We start from the raw sequence: 21,381 nt of genomic DNA, 5'->3' as shown, positions 1-21,381 counted from the left end.
TTCTCCCTCCGCGTCCCTAGGGGTTACCGTGCTGGGCGACGAGGACGTGCGCGTTGGTGCCGCCGAATCCGAACGAGCTGACGCCCGCGATCCGCCGCACCCCTGACGCCGGCCACGGCTCACACGCCGTGGGAACAGCGAACCGCCCGTCGGCCGAATCGAGGTGCGGGTTGAGCGTCCGCACGTGGAGATGCGGCGGGATCGTGCCGTGGTGGACCGCCAGCGCCGCCTTCATCAACCCCGCGATCCCGGCCGCGCCCTCGAGGTGCCCGATGTTCGTCTTCACCGATCCGATCCAGCACCGGGAATCCGGGGTTCGACGTCGATCGAGGACCTTCCGCAGCGCGTTGAACTCGATGGGATCTCCGAGCGGCGTGCCGCTGCCGTGCGCCTCCACGAATCCGACGTCCGAAGGTGTCACGCCGGCGTCCTCGAGCGCCTGCTCCACCACCGCCTGCTGCGCCGGGCCGTTCGGCGCGGTCAAACCGTTGCTGCGCCCGTCCTGGTTCACGGCCGAGCCGACCAACGTGGCGACGATGCGGTCATGGTCGCGGAGCGCGTCCGACAGACGTTTGAGCACCACCACCGCGCAGCCCTCGCCGCGCGCGAACCCGTCCGCCGCAGCATCAAAGGCCTTGCAGCGCCCGTCCGGCGCCAGCATTCCGGCCTGCGAGAGGGCGATGCTGACCTCCGGCGCGAGGATGAGGTTGGCGCCCCCCACGAGCGCGAGATCCGACTCCCCCGTGCGCAAGCTTTGACACGCGAGGTGGGCCGCCACGAGCGACGAGGAGCACGCCGTATCGACCGTCAGGCTCGGGCCGCGCAGGTCGAAGAAGTACGAGAGTCGATTGGCGGCAATGGCGAGAGATCCACCGGTTCCCGCGTACGGGCTGACGGAGAGCGCGTGCGTGAACAGGAGGCGCGCGTAATCGAAATTGCAGAGGCCGGCGAAGACGCCCGTTTTGCTGCCGGCCAGGCGCTGCGGCGACAGGCGCGCGGACTCCATGGCCTCCCATGCGACGGTCAAGAGAAAGCGTTGCTGAGGGTCCATCACCTCGGCTTCGATCCCCGCGATCCCGAAGAAGTCCGCGTCGAACCCGGTGACCTTGGAAAGAAAACCTCCGCGCCGGGAAATCATCTTTCCGGGCGTCCCCGGTCGAGCGTCGTAGTAACGGGCAACATCCCAACGCGAGCTCGGGATCTCCGACGTGCAGTCGCGGCCGGCGATCAGCGCTTCCCAGAACGCTCGCGGATTGTCGCTGCCGGGGAACCGGCACGCCATGCCGACGATGGCGATGGGCTCGTCCGATCCCACCGGGATGCCGCGGCGCGCGGGGATCTTGGCGAGGGCAGCCGGCGCGTCGACGGGCGCCGGGTGCTCGCTCGGCTTCGCGAGGTGCTCTGTCAGCAGGTAGTCAGTCATCTGCTTGACCGTCGGAAAGTCGAACGCGAGGGTCACCGGCAAGGTCTGGCCGATGTGAGCCGTGAGCATGTTGCGCAGCTCGACCGCCATGAGCGAATCCAGACCGAGCTCTTTCAGCGGGGTCGCGAGCGGCACCGCGCTCGACGTGGGCAACGACAGAACCTTGGCCACCTCCTGGCGCAGCGTGGACTCGATCTCCGACCTTTGCTCGGCGGGTGAGAGCGAAGCCAATCGCGCGATCGGCGACGATGCCGAAGAGGAAGGTGCCACGCGGCGCGGCGGCGCCCCGGTCTGGACGATCAGCGAGCGCCACAACGGCGGCACCTCGTCGGCCGCGGCGGCTTGCGCCGACACGGGCAGATCCAGCTTGAAGAGGCCGAGCTGGGGGTCGCTTCGAAGCCACGCGTCCTCCAGCAAGGCGAGGCCCTCCGCCGGGGTATGTGACCCGACGCCGAGACGCGCCAAACGCACGCGATCCGGCTGGCCGAGCGACGCCGCCATCCCCGCCCCGAGCCAGGCCCCCCAGTTCAAGCTGAGACCGCACAGTCCTTGGGTTCGGCGGTGGTGCGCGAGGCCGTCCAGAAAGCTGTTGGCCGCGGCGTAATTGCTCTGCCCGGCGGAGCCGAGCATCGCCGCCGCGGACGAGAACAGCACGAAAAAATCGAGCGAGAGGCCCCGCGTCGCTTCATGCAGATTCCACGCGCCCTGCGCCTTCGGCGTGAAGACCTGCGCGAAGCGTCGTCCGTTTTGCTGCATCAAGATCCCGTCTTCAAGAACACCCGCTGCGTGGATCACGCCCCGCAGCGACTCCCGTCCGAGCGACGACATCAGCGCTTCGACCTGCGCGCGGTCCGCGACGTCCGCCTGCGCCACCGTCACGCGCGCGCCCAGCGCACGCAGCTCTTCGACCTTGGCGAGCTGCGCGGGTGAGGGAGCCTTGCGCCCCACCAAGACGAGATGCGCGATCCCCTGTTTCTCAATCAACCAGCGCGCCACGAGCAGCCCGAGCCCGCCCAGTCCGCCGGTGATCAGCGCCGTCGCGTCGGGCCGCTTTGTCTCCAGGCCGGGCGCCCGAAGCACGATCTTTCCCACGTGGCGGGCCTGCGCCATGAAGCGAAAGGCCGCCTGCGCCTGCCTCATTTCGAAGCTCGTCACGGGGAGCGGACGCAGCCGACCGCCGGCGAACCCGGCCAGGATCTGGGTCAACATCTCCTGGATCCGCGCCGGCCCGGCCTCGAGCAGATCGAACGCGCGGTAGAGCACACCCGGATGCTTCGACGCAACGTCCGACACGCTCCGCACGTCGGTCTTGCCCATTTCCAGGAAACGCCCGCCCGGTGAGAGCAACGAGAGGCTTTTGTCCACATGATCACCGGCGAGCGCGTTCAACACCACGTCGACGCCGCCGGGCCGCTTCGTCCGGCTCCACGCTTCGGCGTAATCCAGCGACCGGGAGTCCGCGATCGTCTCGACGCCCATCGCCCGCAGCACCTCGTGCTTCGACGCGCTCGCGGTCGCCAGGACCTCCGCTCCCATCCACCGCGCGAGCTGCACGGCCGCCATCCCCACCCCTCCCGCAGCCGCGTGCACGAGGATACGCTCGCCCGCTCTCAGGTCCGCGAGCTCGCGGAGCGCGTACCACGCGGTCAAGAACACGGTGGGTATCGACGCCGCCTGCTCCCACGTCCACTCGGGCGGGCGCCGGATCACCTGGCGCGCGTCCACCATGACGTAGCGGCCGAAAGAACCCGGGACCAAGCCCATCACCGCGTCCCCCACGGCGACATGCTGCACGCCCTCGCCCACGGCCGCCACCACGCCCGCGCAGTCGCCGCCCAGGAGGCCCGCGTCGCCCGGGTACATTCCAAGCGCATTGAGCACGTCCCGGAAGTTGAGCCCGGCGGCTCGGACTTCGATCTCCACTTCACCCGGGCCCGGCGCTCGCCTCGAGGTCGGTGCCCATCGCAGACTCTCGAGCAAACCTCGCTTCGAGCTCTCCAGCCGGCAATTGGGCGTCTCCGGCGAGAATGTGTCGGGCTCGCGCGGCGCCTTCACCAGCCGAGCGACCCAGCGCTTGCCACTGCGCAGCGCCACCTGGTTCTCCGCGTCGCCGCTCACGACCTCGCGCCACAGCCCTCCGGCGAGCTCGTCCACATCGATCAGGCGGCACGACAGCTCTGGATGCTCCTGAAAGACCGCGCGCCCCAATCCCCACAGCGCCGACGACGCCATGTCCACGGCGTCCCCCGGCGCCACCGGTTGCGCGCCCTGCGTGACGCACAGGAGCCGCTTCACCCGCCCGCTTCGCACCAGCGCTTGCGTCAGCTCCAAAGCGCCCACGGCGCGACTCTCGGCGCGATCCGCCGGAGAGCCTTCCCCGTTCGCGCGCTCCCAGATCCGTACGACCCCTTCGAACGCGCCTCCCGCCTCGAGCTCGCGCTTCGCCTCCGGCCAGGTCGCGAATCGACCATCCCCTCCCCTCGCGCACAGCTCACGCACGAGCGGCTCCGCGGGCTCTTCGTGATCCGCCAGGATCAACCACCGGCCCCGCACCGGCGGGACCTCCACCTGCGGCGCAGACTCCACCCATTCAAGCCTGTAAATCGCCTGCTCCGTTGTGCTCGTGGACGCCCGTTGCAGGGCGTGTGACGGCGCTTGTTTGCACTGGAGCCCGGCGACCTCGGCCACCACGCTCCCCTCGTCGTCGAGGATCTGCACGTCTCCCGTCACGACCTCGCGGCGCGGGTCGCTCGTCAAGCGCGCGTGCACCCAGCCGCGCTCCGCCGCGTCGGTCCGCTGCGCGTACCCCGCCGCCCCGAACGGCAGATACAGCCGATCCTCGGCGGCTCCCCGCATCACGATCGACGCCAGTACCTGCAGCGCGGTGTCGAGGAGAACCGGATGGATTCCGTACTCCGGCGCCTGCTTCGCGCACCGCGTCGGTAGCCGCACGCGCGCGAGCATCTCGCCGGGCGCGGCCCACAGCGCTTCCATCCCACGAAACGACTCGCCGAGCCCCAGCCCCTGCCGCTCGAACGCCGCGTACGCCGCGTCCACGTCCTGCGGTTCGGCGCACCGCGCCCGCAACCCGGCGAGGTCCACCGGCGCCGCGCCTGCGCCGCCGAGCTCCGAGAGCACGCCCGAGACGTGCAGCGTCCACGCGCCGTCGCCGCTCGCCTTCCTGCTGTAGATCTTCACGCTTCGCCGGCCCTCGACCGGCTCCGCGACGACCACCTGCGCGTCTCGCCCCGCCTGATCATCCAGCACCAGCGGCGCAAGGACGAGCAGGTCATTGACCCGCACCTTGGCTCCCGTGACCTTCGCCCCGGCGGCCGACATCATCTCCAGGAGACCAGCCGCGGGGACCACCACCTTGCCGAGCACGCGATGGTCGGCGAGGTAGTGATCGTCACGCGGGCTGAGCCGGTTTTCGAACAACGCGCCTTCTCCGCCCAGAGCGACCTGCTCGCCGAGCAGCTCGTGCCCCGTTTCCTGGCCGCGGCGGCTTTGCGGCCTCGACTTGCTTTCGAACCAGTAGCGCGTCCTCTGAAATGTATAGGTCGGCAACCGCACGCGCCGGCGGGCATACGGCGCGTCGAATCGTTTCCAATCGACGCCCGCGCCACGCACAAACAGCTCGCCCAGGCTGCTCAGCATCGTCTCCCACTCGCCTCGCCCCTGGCACAGCGACGGCAGCCACGCGCACTCCGCCGCGTCCTCGATCCGCGCCGCCTCCGCGCCGAACCGCGCTGGATGCGGCCCGACCTCCAGAAACACGTCGATCCCCTTGGCGCGCAGCACCTCCACGCCTCGCTCGGCGGCGATGGCCTCTCCCACGGCGCGGCGCCAGGACTCTGCCCGCGCCGGCTCCAGCCTCGCCGTGAGCCCGGCCTCGTGAGGTAGGAAGAGGATCGATGGCGCCTTGAACGTCGCCTGCGCCGCCTTGTCGGAAGGCCCCGAGGTCGGCTCCGCCTGCGGCGACCGGCTCCGCTCGATGAGGAGCTGCAATCCCTCTTCCATCGTGAGCACGTCCGCCGCGCACGCCGCCGCGTACTCGCCAGCGCCGTGGCCCATGACCGCGTCAGGCATGGCGCCCCACGACCGCCACAGCTCGCAGAGCGCGAACTGAAGCGCGAAGAGCGCCGGCAGCGCATCCTCGGCTCCGTCGGGCGCGCCGCCGCTCGCGCCTTCGCCGAGCATCACCCCGAGCAGGCTCCGGCCCGCGATCCGCTTCATCTCCGCGTCGCAGCGATCGAGCGCCTGCCGGAACACGGGCTCTCTTTCGTAGAGCGACCGGCCCATTCCCGCGTAATGCGCACCTCCATCGGCGAAGAAAAAGCCGATCTTGGCCGGCTTGGACCGGTCGGCCCGACCGCGCGCGCACTCGGCCGCCGTCTCTCCTCGCGCGAACGCCTCGAGCCTCTCCTGGGCTTGCTGCTTCGTCCGGGCGACCACCGCCAGTCGCTCCGGGAGCCGGCTCCGCCCAGCGCCGGCGGTGTGCGCGATGTCTTCCAGCCGGTCCTCGGTCTCGGCGAGCTTTTGCGCGTACTTTCCGGCCAGCGCGCGGAGCGCCTCGGCGGTGTTCGCGCTCACCGGGATCACGTGGACCGGCCGCTCGACATCCGGCTTCGCCGACGCCGGCCGCGAAGGTGCCTCCTCAAGCACGACGTGAGCGTTGGTCCCGCTCATGCCGAACGAGCTCACGCCCGCCCGACGCGGCTTCGCGCCGCGCGGCCAGGCGAGCTCGCTCGTCGGAATCACGAAGGGGGTCCCCTCGAGCGACATCCGCGGATTGAGCGCGCGCAGGTGCAGATGGGCGGGGATACACTCGTGATGAAGCGCGAGGACGCTCTTCATCAACCCGGCGACTCCGGCGGCCGCCTCGAGGTGTCCGATGTTCGTCTTCACCGAGCCGAGCGCGCAGCTCGATCCATCCGCGCGGGCGGCGCCGAACACGCTGCTGAGGGCCTCTACCTCGATGGGGTCGCCGAGCGACGTGCCGGTGCCATGTGCCTCGATGTAGCCGATGTCGGACGGGGACAGCTTCGCCTGGGCGAGCGCCCGCCTGAGCAGCTGCTGCTGCGCGAGCATGTTCGGCGCAGTGAGCGCGGTCGAGCTGCCGTCTTGGTTGACGGCCGACCCTCGAATCAAACCCCAGATGCAATCTCCATCCCGCAGCGCGTCCGAGAGGCGCTTGAGCACGAGCACGCCGCACCCCTCACCGCGGACGAAGCCATTCGCGCGCGCGTCGAAGGTCTTGCAGCGCCCGTCGGGAGAGAGCGCCTTCAGCGGCACCAGAATGTCCATCGAACGCGGCGAGAGAATGAGGTTCACGCCGGCCGCCAGCGCCAGATCGCACTCTTGCGTTCGCAAGCTCTGACAGGCCAGGTGCGTGGCGACGAGCGACGACGAGCAGACGGTGTCGATCGCCACCGACGGTCCTTGGAAGCCGAAGACATACGACACGCGCCCGGCTGCGAAGCTGCTGGAGTTGCCCGTCCCGTTGTAAGCGTCCACGTCGGCCGGCGGCGCGGCGGTGAGGAGCTGGGCGTAGTCGGCGCTCGAAATGCCGACGAAGACTCCCGCGGGCGCACCGACGAGCCCGTCCGGGGCGTAGCCTGCATCCTCGAGCGCTTCCCAGGTCAGCTCGAGGAGCAGGCGCTGCTGCGGGTCGAGCTTCACGGCCTCGCGCGGCGCGATGTGGAAGAGCTCCGCGTCGAAGGCGTCGACCGAATCGAGGAGTCCCGCCCAGCGGACCTCCGGCGCCGCGCCCGCCGCCGCGTCGGGCCAGCGCGCGCGCGTCTCGCTGATCGCGTCGACGCGCCGGCTCAGGAGATCCCAGTAGGAAGAGAGCGTGTTGACCCCTCCTGGATACCGGCAGGCCATGCCCACGATGGCGATCGGCTCCGACCGGATCCGGTCGAGCATCTCCAGCCCATGCTGCGCCTTCATGAGCGCGATCTGCGCTCGATCGAGCTGCGAGAGTCCAGTCCCTGTGCCCTGGGTCATTTGAGATATTCCTCGATCGCCGACAGCGTTTTTTCGAGGAGGGCGTTCTTCTCCTCGTGCGAGAGGCTCAAGATGGGCGCGACGCTCATCGGAGCCGCCGGGTGTACGAGCACGTCGACCGGAACGTTCGTCTCGACGCGTGGGTCCCCGCTCGTCTCCGCCGCGAGCCGACCCGAGAGGTGCTCCGCCAGAGCGGTCACGTTGGAGTATGTCCAGATCAACGTGGCCGCGAGCTTCAGACCGAGACCGGTCTCGAGCCGATTGCGCAGCTCCAATCCCATGAGGGAATCGAGCCCCATGCCCCGGAAAGGCGCCGTCGGGTCGACCCTGGACGCATCCATCCGGAGGACAGTCCCCACCTGTTCTCGAAGGAAGCGCTCGACCAGCGCGCGGCGCTCCGAGGCGGACGCCTTGCTCAGCGCCTGCTGCATCGACTTGGCCGTCTTGCTCAATCCCCGGAGCTGGCCGGCCGCTTGGACCAGCTCGGAGAACAGGGACGAGGCGGCGACGTGCGGATGGCACTCGACCCACTGCCGCAAGTCGAGCGGTATGACGCCGAGCTGCACGCGGTCGCCGCCCAGCTCCTCGGCGAGGACGGCGATGCCCTCCTCGGGCGTCATACTTCGCATTCCCATGGTCGCCAGCCGCGCGCCTCGGTTGTCCTGCGCCGCCGCCAAACCGACCTCGGAGAACGCTCCCCAGTCGAGGCTCAACGCGGGGAGGCCGAGGGCGCGCCGATGATGAGCCAACGCGTCGAGGAATGCGTTGGCCGCGGCGTAATTGGCCTGTCCCGCGGCGCCGAGGAGCCCCGACGCCGAGGCGTAGAGGACGAAGAAATCGAGCGGTTGATCGCGCGTGAGCTCGTGCAGGTGCCACGCGCCCGCCACCTTGGGCGCGGTCACCTTCGCCAGTCGCTCGGCCGTCTGCCGCTCCAGGAGGGAGTCGTCGAGCACGCCGGCCGCGTGCACGACGCCGCGCAGCGGCGGCAGCTCCTTCGCGATTCGCTCCAGCACGCGCTCGACGTCGGAGCGCACCGAGACGTCCGCCGCCTCGACGACCACCTGGGCCCCGGAGGCCGTCATTCGCGCGACCGCCTCGATCTGCTCCGTGGTGTGCGCTCCGCGCCGACTCGTCAGCACCAGGTTGCGCGCCCCCTCGGACACCAACCACGCGGCCAGCGACAATCCGAGGCCGCCGAGCCCACCGACGACGAGGTACGTCGCGCCCTGGGCGATTCTCGTCGGGCCAAACGACGTCCCCGCGGACCGAAGCTTCGCCGCGGGCCCCACGCGCGCGACGAAGCGGCCCTCTTGACGAAGCGCGATCTCGTCCTCGCGATCGTCGACGAGCAGATGTCTCGCGAGCTCGTTCACCTCGTCCGGGAGCGGTCGCGGCGCCAGATCGAGCCGCGTGCAGGAGAGCTCCGGGTGCTCGGCCGCGATCGTTCGACCGAGCCCCCACAGCAGCGCGGGGCCGGGCGAGCTCGGGGTCGATGGCGCCCCAACCTGGTGCACGCCGCGCGTGACGATCCAGAGCCGCGGCGCGTCTCGCAAGGAGAGGCGCGAGAGCGCCTGTACGGCGTGGAGCAGGGCTCCGCAGTCGCGCTGCCCGACGCGCGCCAGCGAGGCGACGGTGATCTCATCGGGCGGCGGGCCGTCGAGGCTCCAGAGGTGCACGATGTCTCGACACGGCGAGGAGCCGAACAGATCCTCGAAGACCCGTGAGCCCTCCAGGGGGATCTCCGAAGCGCGTACGGACGTGGCCGATACCCCCTCCGCCCGCAGCGCGTTCGCGAGAGCATCCCCGACGCCGCCCTCGTCCGCGAGGATCACGACCCGGCCCGACCTGCCCGAGGCCGTGCGCTCGCGCTCCGGCAACGGCGCCGGATGAAAGCGGTGCTCAAGGCGGCGGATCTCCTCGCCCGCGACCGCGCCGCGCTCGAGCCGCTGGACGCGCAGCCCCTGCACGTCGACCAGCACGCCTCCGGACTCGTCCAGCAGAGACACGTCGCCCGTGAAGCTGCCCTTCGCCTCGTCGATCTCTCGGAGCCAAACGTGGCTCCATACGTTGCCCTCGAGCGGCCCCCGAACCCGCACGGACTTCACGCCTACCGGGACCATCGGCCCCGCCGTCGACGACCCCGACGCGGCCATCAACACCTGAAAGCAGCCGTCGAGGAAGTCGGGAGGGACGATGTAGCGCCTCGCCCCCGAGGTCCCGTCGCCCGCGAGCTGCATCTCGCCGAGCGCCTCCTTCTCTCCGACCCAGAGGCGTGCGATCCGTTGAAACGACGGCCCGTAAACGAGGCCTCGCTCCGAGAGCGCCCCGTAGTAGTCGCCGCCGCTCACGGCCGTGCGGCAGCGCGCGCGCACCTCGCGAGGCGGCTCCGGTGCGACCTTCTCCGGCTCGCCGAGCCGCAGTTTCCCCCGCGCGTGCCGCACCCACGACGAGCTCGCGTCCTCCCAGCTCGAGATCTGAAAGCCCATCGACCCCGGTTCGTCTTCCACGCAGGCGAGCTGAACGACCTTCGCCTCCTCCAGGAGAACGAGCGCGACGTCGAGCGAGAGATCCTCCACCACGTGAGCTCTTCCACCGAAGAGCTCTTTCGCCGCCGCGAGGGCCATCTCCACAAAGCCCGCGCCTGGGAAGATGATCGCGTCTTCGACCCGATGATCCTTGAGGTACGGCAACGCCTCGAGGCCGATGGCGCTCTCCCATACCGCGATCTTCTTCGGCGTCGAGAGCTCGATGCGCTCCCCGAGCAGCGGGTGCCCTCCGCGCTGCGGCCGTCGCTCCTTCGGCTTCTCCAACCAGTAGCGGTCGCGCTGGAACGCATAGGTCGGCACGGCCGTCCGCCTCGCGCCCGCAGCCGCGTAGACCTTCTCCCAATCGACCTCGACGCCGTGCACATGGAGCTGTGCGGCGGCCGTTCGAAAGCGCGAGGCGGCGTCCGCGTCGCGGTGGAGCGAACCGACAACGGCCTCGTGCCCCGCAAGCCCGAGCGGGGCGGCGAGGAGAGGATGAGCGCTCACCTCCAGGAGCACGGCGGCGTCGCGCTGCCCGAGCGCTTCGAGCGCCAGGTCCATCCGCACGGGCATACGCAGGTTGTCCGCCCAGTATCCGCCACCCAGCTCGGTGCCGATCGCCTGCTTGCCGAGCACAGTCGAGTAGAACGGCGTGCTCGCCTCGCGGGGCGCGAGATCGGCGAGCCCCTCACGGATAGCTCCCAGGATCGGGCCCATCTGCGGCGAGTGCGACGCATAGTCCACCGCGATGCGGCGGCAGAAGACGCTTCGATGCTCCAGCTCGACCAGCAGCGCCTCCAACCGGGAACGATCGCCCGCGACGACGGTCGACTCGCTCGTATTCACGACGGCCACCGACAGCCCTTCGTGTGTGGCCAGGAGGGCTTCCACCTCCTTCATCGGGAGGCCAACGCTGACCATCGCCCCGCTGCCGTCCAGCCGGCTCAAGAGGCGGCTCCGAACGCTGACGACGCGCGCGCCCTCCTCCAGCGACAGCGCGCCGGCCACGACGGCCGCGGCGACCTCTCCCTGGCTGTGCCCGACGACGGCGGCCGGCTCTACGCCGCAGGACTGCCACAACCGCGCGAGCGCGACGGCGACGGCAAACAAGACCGGTTGGACGATGGCCACCTTCTCCAGCGCGCTCCGCTGCGCATCGTCGTCTTGCTCCAGCAGCTCCAGCACCGAGAAGCCTGCGTGCTGACGTATCGCGGCGTCGCACGCGGCCAGCGCCTCACGAAACACCGGCTCGTCCAGCAACGTCCGGCACATGCCCGGGTACTGGCTCCCTTGGCCGGGGAAGATGAAGACGGCCCGGTCTCGGCGCGCCGTCGCGCGGATCGCGTCGGACGGCAGATCCCCTCGCGCCAAGGCGCGGAGCGCCTCCTTGGCCGACGGTGCGTCCGCCACCGAGACCGCGACGCGCTCCCGGAAGGCGGTTCGCGTCGCCGCGAGGCTATACGCGATATCCAGGAGCGAGCTGTCGTGGTCGTCCAGCCACGCCGCCAGGCGCTCCGCGTTGCCCCGCAGCGCCTCCTCCGTGTGACCCGACAACACCAGCGGGACCCGTGGCAATCTCAGCTTCGGCGGCGCCGCGCTCGGCGTGACCTCAGGCGCCCCTTCCAGAATGATGTGCGCGTTCGTCCCCGAGAACCCGAACGAGGACACACCGATGCGCCGCGGGTGCTCCCTCTGTTCCCACGGTATCGCGGTGGTCGCCACCTTCACCGGAGAGCGATCCCAAGCGATGTTCGGGTTCGGACGGTCGTTGAAGTGCAACGACGGCGGCACGCGGCGATGCTGCAGCGCGAGCACCGCTTTGATCATCCCCGCGATGCCCGCGGCCCCTTCGGTGTGCCCGATGTTCGTCTTCACCGACGTGAGCAGCAGGGGGCGGTCCGGCGAGCGCCCCTCTCCATAGACGCTCGCCAGCGCGTCGACCTCGATCGGATCGCCCAGGATCGTCCCCGTCCCGTGGCACTCCACGACGTCGATCGTGGCCGGCTCGATCTGCGCCTGCTTCAGCGCCCGGCGCAGCATCTGCTCCTGAGCGACGCCGCTGGGAGCGGTGAAACCGTTTGACGTCCCGTCTTGATTGACGACGCTGCTCCGGATCACGGCGAGGATCGGATCACCGTCCCGCTGCGCGTCCTCCAGGCGCTTCAGCACCACCATCCCGCAGCCTTCGCCCCGCACGTAGCCGTCGGCGTCGGCGGAGAACGCATGGCACCGCCCCGTCTTGGAGAGGGCTGTCAGGCGAGAGAAATAGACGTAGCCCTCCGGGGCGAGCAGGAGACTCACCCCTCCGGCCAGCGCCATGTCGCACTCCCCCGCCCGGAGTGCCTGCACGGCCAGGTGCACGGCCACGAGGGAGGACGAGCATGCCGTGTCGACCGGCATGTTGGGGCCGTGCAGGCCGAGCCAATACGAGAGTCGGCCCGCCATCGCGCTGTGGGTGGTGCCGAGGAGCGTGTACGGGTCAATCCGGTCCCTGTCACGGAGAGCGTCAATTTGGTACTCCGGCAGGGTCAAAATGCCGACGTAGACGCCTGTCGAGGAGCCGGCGACCCGCTTGGCGGTCATCCCTCCCCGCTCGAGCGCTTCCCACGCTGTCTCGAGGAGCAACCTCTCGCGCGGATCGATCGTCAGCGCCTCGCGCGGGCTGATCCCGAAGAAACCAGGATCGAACCGGTCCACTTCGCCGACGAAGCCGCCCACGCGGCAGTACGTGGTGCCGACCGTCCCCGGATTCGGGTCATAGACCGCGTCGACGTCCCACCGGTAACGCGGGATCTCGGTGATGGCGTCCCGTCCGTCATCCAGGAGCTGCCAGAACCCCTCCGGGCTGTCGACGCCGCCGGGAAACCGGCAGGCCATGGAGACGATCGCGATGGCGCCGTGCGCCCCTGCCTCCAGCTGCGCTATTCGCGCCTGGAGCTTCGTGACGGCCGCCATCGCGCGGCGCAGCCGGATTGTCTGCTCGTCGCTCACGACCTATGCCCCCGCCGAAGAATCGGCGCCCAAGATGTCATCGAGCTGCGCGTCGATTTCCACGTCCGACGCCGCCGCGCCCCCCGCCTCGCCGATCAGGTCCTCGCCCTTCGTCTGCCGCGGCTGTGCGTCCCGCGCAGCTCGCCCCTCGGTCAGCTCCACGAGGAGCGCGTGAGCCTGCTGCTCCTGCATCCCCCGGAGCCGCTGGAGGAGCTGCACCGGCGTGAGCGTCGCCGGAGCCGCCGGCCGGCGCAGCAATCCGAGGAGGTGCTCGGCGAGAGCGACGGGCGTCGCGTGTCTGTACAAGAGCGTCGGCGGCAGCTCGCACCCCAACGCGTCGCTCAGCGAACTGCGCAAGGACACCGCGCCGTACGAGTTCAAGCCGAGATCCGACCATGTCCGGGAGCGATCAAACGTCCAGTTGGTATTGAGCTGCTTGCGGAGGCGCGCCTCGATCGCCGCGACGAGGTGGTCGCGCCGGCGCGGCTCGGGCAGCCCGCCCAGCTCGGCGGCCAGCGCCCCGGAAGGCTCCGACGCGCCCGGACGCGGCGCTCGGCTCGCTTGAGATTGGAGATCGCCGGGCCGGAAGATCCCGGCCTCGAGCGCCTGGAGCGGCTTCGACAAGAGCTCGACCACGCGCCGAAGGAAGTGGCAGGCAGTCATGCCGTTGATCGCGCGGTGATCGTGCGTGAACGTGACGTGCGCCGCCCACCCCACGGCCAATCGGCCATCGACGACGATCGGCCTCCGCGACAGCCGGTGCAGCGCCAGGAGCCCGACCTGCGGCACGTTGAGCAGCGGCGTCGCGAGGAGCACCCCCGCGTCCCCCGGGCATGAGACGGTGAATGTGCCTCCCATGCTCTCGCTCGGCGAAAGCGCGTTGGCGTGCGCCCTCTCTCCGAGGTCGCGGATCTTCTCCGCCAGCTCACGGAGCGAGAGCCCCGCGCAGTCGCTCATGACGGGGACCGCCAGCCCTTCGTCCAGGTGCACGGCGACAGCCATGTCGACCTGGTCGTAGATCACGAGCTCCTGTTTGGCTTCGTCGAATCGAGCGTTCGCCTCGGGCACCTCGCGGAACGCCGCGATCGCCGCCTGCACGAGGAACGGCACGTAGCCGATATCAAGGAGCTGCTGGAGGCGGAACAGCGCATCCAGCTGGGCCTCCTCGACGACCATCACCGTCGGGACGAGCTGCGCGCGCGACAGGTTCTGCGCAGCCGCCCGGCCGACGCCCTGGAGCCGCCGCCGCGCACGGACGCCGACGCCGAGGTTTCCCTGCACAGAGGCGCCGAGATTTCCCCGCGCGGCGGCCCGCACCACATCCGCGGTGATCGGGCCGGAGTGCTGTAGGGCCTCGAGCGAGACGCCGAGCTCCGCGGCCAACTTGCGGACGCTGGGCAGGACCTGGATTGCGCCGCCCGCGGGCCGCCGCGAGCTCGCCTTGGCGTTCGCCTGGAGGATGGCCTCGACGTCCTCGCCGGCCTCACCGATGACGGCCAGCGGCTCGCCCACCTGGATGGTTTCTCCTGTCAGGGCGACCACCTTGAGCACCTTGCCCGTCCTCGGTGAGGGCGCGTCGACCGTCGCCTTGGCGGTGAGCACCTCGACGAGGGGATCGTCCTCCTTCACGTCGTCGCCTTCGGCGACGTGCCAGCGCACGACCTCTGCTTCGGCGATTCCTTCCCCGAGATCCGGCAATACGTAAACGAAACCCATATCAGATACCTGTCCTACGCCGCGAGCACTTGCTTGATAGCGTCAACGACCCGCGCCCAGTCAGGGCGGTGATAGTGTTCGACGCTGTAATAAGGGTACGGAGCGTCGTACCCGCTCACGCGCACCACTGGCGCGCGCAGGTCATACAGGGCTTCTTCCGCCGCGAGCGCCGCGATCTCGCTGGCCAGGCTGCATGACCTCGGCGACTCCTGCACGATCACCACGCGGCCGCTGGCCCTCACCGCGTCCAGGATGCCCGCTCTGTCGAGCGGCGAGAGCGTACGCACGTCGCAAATGTGCGCCGAGACTCCCTCCTCGCGGATGACATCCGCCGCCTGCACGGCGACGTCGATCATCGCCCCCCACGCGATCAGCGTGACGTCGCTCCCCTCACGCACCGTGCGCACCGACCCGAGCGGGACGACGTGCTCCGTCTCCGGCACCTCGCCCCGCGCGTGGCGATAGAGCTTCTTCGGTTCGAGAAACACAACTGGGTCCTGCGCGCGGAGCGCCGCGGTCAGGAGCCCTTTCGCGTCCGCGGGCGTCGAGGGCATGACAACGACCAGGCCGGGTGTGTGGCAATAATAGGCCTCCGGCGAGTCGGAGTGCAGCTCGGGGGCCTTCACGCCGCCGCCGCACGGCATGCGGATCACCATCGGCATCGCCGCGGCGCCCCGCGTCCGCCACCGGTACCTGCTCACGTGGGTGAAGATCTGGTTCAGCGCCGGATAGCTGAAAGCGTCGAACTGGAGCTCGCAGACCGGCCGCCAGCCCGAGAGACACAATCCAACGGCCATCCCCACGATGCCCGCTTCGGAGATGGGCGCGTCCACGACGCGATCGGCGCCGAAGGTCTGCTGCAGATCGGCGGTCACGCGGAACACACCGCCGCTGCGCCCGATGTCCTGGCCGAGCAGCATCGCGCGCGGATTTCTGTGTAGCTCTTCTCGAAGAGCAAGGTTAATCGCGTCAGCGAATGCGAGTAGGGTCATCTACCGATCCTCACGGTGATCCGTAGCGGGTGCGCACGGCGCGGAGTCGCTCCATGTCGCTCCGCATGGCTGGAGTTTGCTCTTCGAGGACGTGCTGAAAGATCAGCTCTGGGTCGGCGGTCGGGAGCGCCTCCGCCTTGACGATGCCCGCGGCCACCGAGGCCAGCGCTTCCGATCGGTACTGGGCCGCCTGCTCGTCGCTGAGCAGCCCGCGCGCCCGAAGGTATGCCTCCATTTGCCCGAGGCACTCCTCGCGCCGCGCCTTTTCAGCCTCCACATCGTCGCGGTACGCGCTTGGATCGTCCGGAAACGCGTGGGCTTGCGCCCGATAGATCACACATTCGATGAAGACGGGCCCCCCCCCGTCGCGAGCCCGCTCGGCCCCCTGCCGGGTGGCTTCGTAGACCGCGAGCACGTCGTTCCCGTCGACGCGCACGCTTGGAATGCCGTAACCCACCGCCTTGTCCGCCAGGTACATCGCCCGAGTCTGGCGCGATACGGGGGTGCTGATCGCCCATTGATTGTTCGTGCACACGAGCAAGACAGGGGCCCGCGTCACCGCGGCGAAATTGGCTCCTTCGTGGAACTCGCCCTCCGACGTGGCGCCGTCGCCGAAGAAGACCGCCGCGACCGTGTCGCGCCCTTGCAGCTTCTCGCCCCAAGCGAACCCCGCCGCGTGGGGGACGTGAGAGGCCACCGGAATGCAAATCGAGCCAACTCGCCACTCGTGGGGATTCCAGAACCCCTCGGGCTGACCGCGGCACCCCGCCAGGATCGTCTCGGGCGACATGCCCCGGAGCAGGCACAGCTTGTTCTCGCGGTACGACGGGAAAGCCCAGTCGGTGTCGCGCAGGGCCGCCATGACGCCCACGTGGATCGCCTCATGGCCCCACGAGATCGCCCAGGTGCCGATGCGACCGTGCCGGTGGTACACGAGCGCCCGCTCGTCGAGCACGCGGAGCGCGACCATCTGTCGATACATCATCAGCGCGTGCGAGTCGTCCGCCACGTCCGCGTGGGGGACATTCGACGCGTCGGGAGTGCCAAGGACGCGAAACAGCTCCGGGGAGTCACCGCGGCGGAGCGCCCATTCACATTTCATCTCTCATCCCCCATGCCCGAGGTCGCAAAAACGAGGTCTCCGTTGGCCCGACTCTTGACGTGGGCGCCCATCCCGTCGCGCTCTCGCGCCGCGCCGCTCCGGCCGGAAGCCGACGTCGCCAGCAGGTCCGCCTGAATGTGCTCGACCATCGGGCGCAGCGTCCGCTCCCCCATGATGCTGAAGTGGTTGCCCTCGATGACCCGGACGAGCAGGTTCGGAATGTAACGAGACCAGCCGTTGTCGGGCTTGGCGCCCAGCGCGTTGAAATCGGCGATCGTGTCTTCGTTGATGAACGCGTTCAGGTTGTCGATCACATCGTCGACCCCGTCGCTGGCCGCCCGCGGAATGCCCTCGTGCATCGTTACGTGGACCTGCCGCATCGTGTCCCTGGCGACCGAGGCCTCGAGCGGTTGATTGGCCTTGTACAGGATGGTCCGCCCCGGAAACTCGCGCGGGTCGTACACGATGTTCGCGATTCGCTCGGTGGCGAGGTTCTTCCGGAGCAGGCTCCGGAACGAGCCGTCTTCTGAGTTGGGCAGCGAGTGCTTGATGACGTTGTCGAGCGCCACCAGCTTCTCGCGCTCGTTCATCACATAGGTGTCCAACAGGTAGAGCGTGCCTACCTGCTCGCCGCTCGCCCGGAGCTGCTGCGCCATCTCGAAGGCGATCATCCCGCCGCGCGACCACCCGCCGAGATAGTAGGGGCCGCGCGGTTGGACCTCTCGCAGATGGCGGAGGTACACTGCCGCGAGCTCGGTGACGGTGCGGATCAGCGGCTCGCCGCTGTACAGGTTGTACGACTCGATGGCGTAGAGCGGCTGGCTCTTGTCGAGGTAGGTGGAGAGCTTGATGTACGCCTCGGCCCCCGCCCCGCCGGGGTGGACGAGAAAGAGGGGCACCTTGTGCCCCGCCGTGTTGAAGCTCAAGAACGGCACGTAGCGCGCCCCAGCGGGTACACTCGAGGGCTGCACCACCCCGGTTCGCTTGAGAACGAGCCGCTTCCGCTCGGGGGCGGAAGGAGACTCGGGAGCGTGGCTCGCCGGATCCGCGGTCCGGACGGGCGGCTCCGCCGCCGCTGGTGGCTCCGCCGCCGCTGCCGGCGCGGGGCTCGCGACCGACTCCGACCCCCGCGAGACCGTCGAGTCAGCGGTCGACGCAGCCGCGCCTTCGATGATCGAGGTGAGGCGGTCGAGCACGTCGCCCACGCGCGTGACGTCGTAGAGCGCCGCGGCCGTCAGGCGAAGCCCAAAGACCTCGTTGACTCGCATCACGAACTGCATCGTCATGACCGAGTCGACGCCTAGGCTGGTGAGCTCGGCGTCTCGATCGATCTTCGACTCGGGCAGCAGCAAGATGTCACTCAAAATGCGCACGCCCTTGGCGTAAACGTGCGACGCCGCGGGTTGCTCGGAACGCCCAGCGTCCTCGACTCGATCGACCGAGCGCAGCGCCGACGCCGGCGGCGCCGACACCGGCGGCGCCGACGCCGGCGGCGCCGACGCCGGCGGCGCTGACACCGGCGGCGCCGACATCACGTGAGGCGCCGTCGTGTGCTCGGTGGGCGGCGCGGTGCGATGGTCGAACCAGCAATGCTCGGTGGCGAAGGGGTAGAGCGGCGCGTCAAGCAAGCGGGCACCAGGCGTAACGCGCGCCCAGTCGACCTCAGCACCTTCGATGTAAAGCGCCCCGATCGAGCGCAAGACCGCTCGAAGCTCTTCGCCGTCGCCGCACTCTACGAGCCGGCGGTAGGCGGTCTCGAAGGCGGCCGCCGCGTGCCGCTCCGGCTTGACGCGGGCGTTCGACGACAGGACCGACGGGGGCGCTTCCCCCCGTAGCACGGCGTCGAGCGCCGCGCGGAGCTCGTCGACGCTCTGCACGACAAACGCGTGCCGCGACGCCCAATGGGCGCGAGTCCTGTTCAACGTGAACGCCAAGTCGGCCAGCGAGACGTCGCCGGCCACCGCCAACCAATCGCGGAGCTCGGTCACGCGCGTGCTCCGCGCACGCTCGTTCCGGGCCGAGATGCCGATCAACACGTGGGACCGCAGACTGCCCTCCGCCGGGACGTACCGGGGCGGCGCCTCTTCGAGCACCACGTGGGCGTACGTCCCTCCGAACCCAAAAGAGCTGACCCCGGCTCTGCGCGGCTCACCCGCCCGCGCGGGCCAGTGCCGCTTCTCGGCGGGGATGTAGATCGCGCTCCCCTCGAGGCTGATGTACGGATTGAGCTTCCGAAAACCGTGCAACGCGGGGATTGTCTCGTTCTGCATGGCCAGCACGGTCCGGATGACGCCGGTGATGCCGGCCGCCCCTTCGGTGTGACCCACCTGCGCCTTGGCCGACCCGACCGCGCAGAAGCCCGGTTCGGCCGTGTGCGCAGCAAACGCGGCCTTGATCGCGTTGATCTCGATGGGATCCCCGAGCGGAGTACCCGTGCCGTGCGCCTCGATGTAGCCGATGCGCGTCGGGTCGACCCCCGCGTTCTGCCACGCCTCGCGCATGACTTCGGTCTCCATCTTGGTGTTGGGCGCGGTCGGCGACGGCGTGTAGCCTCCGTGGTTCACCGCGGAGCCGGTGATGACGGCGTGGATCCGATCACCGTCCGCGATCGCGGCGGAGAGCGGCTTGAGCAAACAAACGCCGACCGCTTCCCCGGGGACGTAGCCGTCCGCGCGCTCGTCGAACGTGTGGCAACGCCCCGTCGGAGACAACGCGCCGATGCTGCAGAAATAGCGATAGTGCCAGGAGCTGAGCAGCAGGTTGACGCCCGCCACAAATGCGAGATCACATTTGCCCCGGCGCAGCGCGTCGCTGGCCATGTCGAGGGCGACGAGCGACGACGAGCACGCGGTATCAATGGTGAGGCTCGGCCCGCGCAGATCGAGGAAAAATGAAGGTCGGTTCGCGAGCATGGTCGCGGCGTTGCCGGTCCCGTCGTGAGGATCAACGACCTTGCCGACCCGGCCCATCTCCTGCGCGTAGTCGTAGAAGCAGCAGCCGACGAACACACCCGCTCGAGAGCCGCGTATCTTGACGCCGTAACCGGCGTTCTCGGCCGCGTGATAGAGCGTTTGCAACAGCAGGCGCTGCTGCGGGTCCATGAGCTCCGCCTCTCGTCGCGATATGCCGAAAAATTCCGCGTCGAACTCGGCGACGTCGCTCACGAACGAGCCCCACTTCGCGTAGGTCTTGTCGGCCTGTCGCGTGCCCGCCTCGAACCAGGGCCGGTAGTCCCAATGGTCGAGCGGCACCTCCCGCACCACATCCCGATCGAGCGCGGTGTTCCGCCAGAACGCCTCGAGATCCGGCGCCTCCGCCCAGCGCCCCGCCATCCCGATGATGGCGATGCGCTCGTCGGCTTGCCGGGGCGCGCTGCTCTGGACCGGCTTCGCGGTGGGCGTCGGCCGCGGAGGGGACTCAACGGTCACGCCGCAGAACGCGCGAAATTTCTCGCCGTATTCCTGGGCGAAGAAGGCGGTGAGGTCGCGCAAGTTCGGATATTCGAAGAACACCGTCGGATAGAGCTGAACACCAACCTCCTTCTCGATGCTGGCTGCGAGACCGACGAGCTGATTCGAATCGATCCCGAGATCCATGAAGTTGGTCTTAGGATCGAGGGGCCTTGACGAGCCGACCAACGCTTCCAATTTGCGAACGACGTAGCTCTCGACGAGATCGGTCGAGTCCGAAGTGCGAGCCTCGACGCCGTGGGCGACCAGAGGCGCCGGCGTGACGTCGCGCCTCGCCTGCTCCGCGGTCGCCGAGCTGTTCGTCGCTCGAATGCGTTTGCAGGTGAAGCCTCGGACGTCGACGAGCACGCTGCCGCTCGCGTCCACGAGCACGATGTCGATGATCGTGACCTCGTCGTTGGCCTTGACCAGCCGGGAGACGCTGAAGCAGCGGGCGGGGACCGCGGCATACTGCGTGAGCGAGCCGATAAAAATTGGAATGAAGGGCTTGGAGCGCGCGCCCTCCGGCAGGAGGACCGCCGCGGAGAGAATCGCCCCATCCAGCAGCGCGGGATGGACGCTCTCGTAGGTCGTCTCGAAGGCGAGCACATCCGAGAGCGCGAGCTCGCCGATCGCTCGATCACCCCTCACGTGGACCTTGCGGACCGTGTGGAGCGAAGGGCCGTGCTCGATGCCGTCGCGCCGCCCGTAGAGATCGTGCCCCGGAACAACCGCCGACGCCGCGCGCAGCTCCGCCTCGAGCTCGATCGCCGGAGGCCGCCCGCCCGGGGCAGGCACGTACTCACCGTGAGCCGGGATGCGCGAGCCGCCTGCCCCGTCCGCGTGTGTGAAGAGCGCGCGGAACTTTGTTTCGCCCGCGTGCTCCTCGATCTCCACCGAGACGTGACATGGGACGCCGGCGCGCACCTTCATGGGTTCGACGAAGGTGACGCGTTGGAGCGCGCACGCACCGCCGGCGCGCCCGGTCCGCCTCCACGCGTCGAGCGCCAGGCTCACGTACGTGACACCGAGCAGGACGGGCTCGCTCTGCACGAGGTGATCGCGGACGTACGCGTCCCCGAGCGAGAACTGGCGCGAGAACGCGGCGTCCTTCGCCGAGGGGCGCTGCTCGCCGCGCAGCGTGACGATCCGTCGCATCGCATCGTCGCGCGAC

6 protein-coding genes are annotated in these 21,381 nt (G+C 69.4%); all 6 read right to left on the bottom strand.

Going from position 1 to position 21,381, the window contains the following annotated elements:
• Positions 1-16 precede the first annotated feature (16 nt).
• The 6 genes from WMF14_RS18305 to WMF14_RS18280 all read right to left on the bottom strand — a co-directional run bounded on the left by WMF14_RS18305 (position 17) and on the right by WMF14_RS18280 (position 21,365).
• Positions 17-7,351, bottom strand: coding sequence for an SDR family NAD(P)-dependent oxidoreductase (locus WMF14_RS18305; protein ID WP_437804230.1), 7,335 nt, complete (start codon positions 7,349-7,351; stop codon positions 17-19).
• Between the two features lie 77 nt (positions 7,352-7,428).
• On the bottom strand, positions 7,429-12,948 hold the full coding sequence (locus tag WMF14_RS18300; protein ID WP_437802556.1) for a type I polyketide synthase: 5,520 nt from the start codon (positions 12,946-12,948) through the stop codon (positions 7,429-7,431).
• A gap of 3 nt (positions 12,949-12,951) precedes the next feature.
• Positions 12,952-14,664, bottom strand: a complete 1,713-nt coding sequence (locus WMF14_RS18295) for a 2-oxo acid dehydrogenase subunit E2 (RefSeq protein WP_437802554.1) — start codon at positions 14,662-14,664, stop codon at positions 12,952-12,954.
• Between the two features lie 14 nt (positions 14,665-14,678).
• A complete protein-coding gene (locus tag WMF14_RS18290; RefSeq protein ID WP_437802552.1) occupies positions 14,679-15,656 on the bottom strand; it encodes an alpha-ketoacid dehydrogenase subunit beta in 978 nt (325 codons plus the stop codon).
• A gap of 10 nt (positions 15,657-15,666) precedes the next feature.
• Positions 15,667-16,758 (bottom strand): thiamine pyrophosphate-dependent enzyme, encoded by a 1,092-nt coding sequence (locus WMF14_RS18285; protein WP_437802550.1) that lies wholly within the window; start codon positions 16,756-16,758, stop codon positions 15,667-15,669.
• A complete protein-coding gene (locus tag WMF14_RS18280) occupies positions 16,755-21,365 on the bottom strand; it encodes a beta-ketoacyl synthase N-terminal-like domain-containing protein (protein WP_437802548.1) in 4,611 nt (1,536 codons plus the stop codon). The genes WMF14_RS18285 and WMF14_RS18280 overlap by 4 nt, the downstream gene beginning before the upstream one ends.
• Between the last annotated feature and the right edge of the window lie 16 nt (positions 21,366-21,381).

It is taken from the genome of Sorangium sp. So ce693, from assembly GCF_051521375.1.
GTDB lineage: Bacteria > Myxococcota_A > Polyangia > Polyangiales > Polyangiaceae > Sorangium > Sorangium atrum.
Note: the sequence above shows the minus strand (reverse complement) of the source record. Positions and strands in the feature narration are given on the sequence as shown.

Bases quoted from the DNA above. Each gene is read 5' to 3' on its own strand.
- WMF14_RS18305 (WP_437804230.1), bottom strand. From the start codon at position 7,351: ATGCTCGACCGGATCCGGTCGGAGCCGATCGCCATCGTGGGCATGGCC.
- WMF14_RS18295 (WP_437802554.1), bottom strand. From the start codon at position 14,664: ATGGGTTTCGTTTACGTATTGCCGGATCTCGGGGAAGGAATCGCCGAA.
- WMF14_RS18290 (WP_437802552.1), bottom strand. From the start codon at position 15,656: ATGACCCTACTCGCATTCGCTGACGCGATTAACCTTGCTCTTCGAGAA.
- WMF14_RS18285 (WP_437802550.1), bottom strand. From the start codon at position 16,758: ATGAAATGTGAATGGGCGCTCCGCCGCGGTGACTCCCCGGAGCTGTTT.
- WMF14_RS18280 (WP_437802548.1), bottom strand. From the start codon at position 21,365: ATGCGACGGATCGTCACGCTGCGCGGCGAGCAGCGCCCCTCGGCGAAG.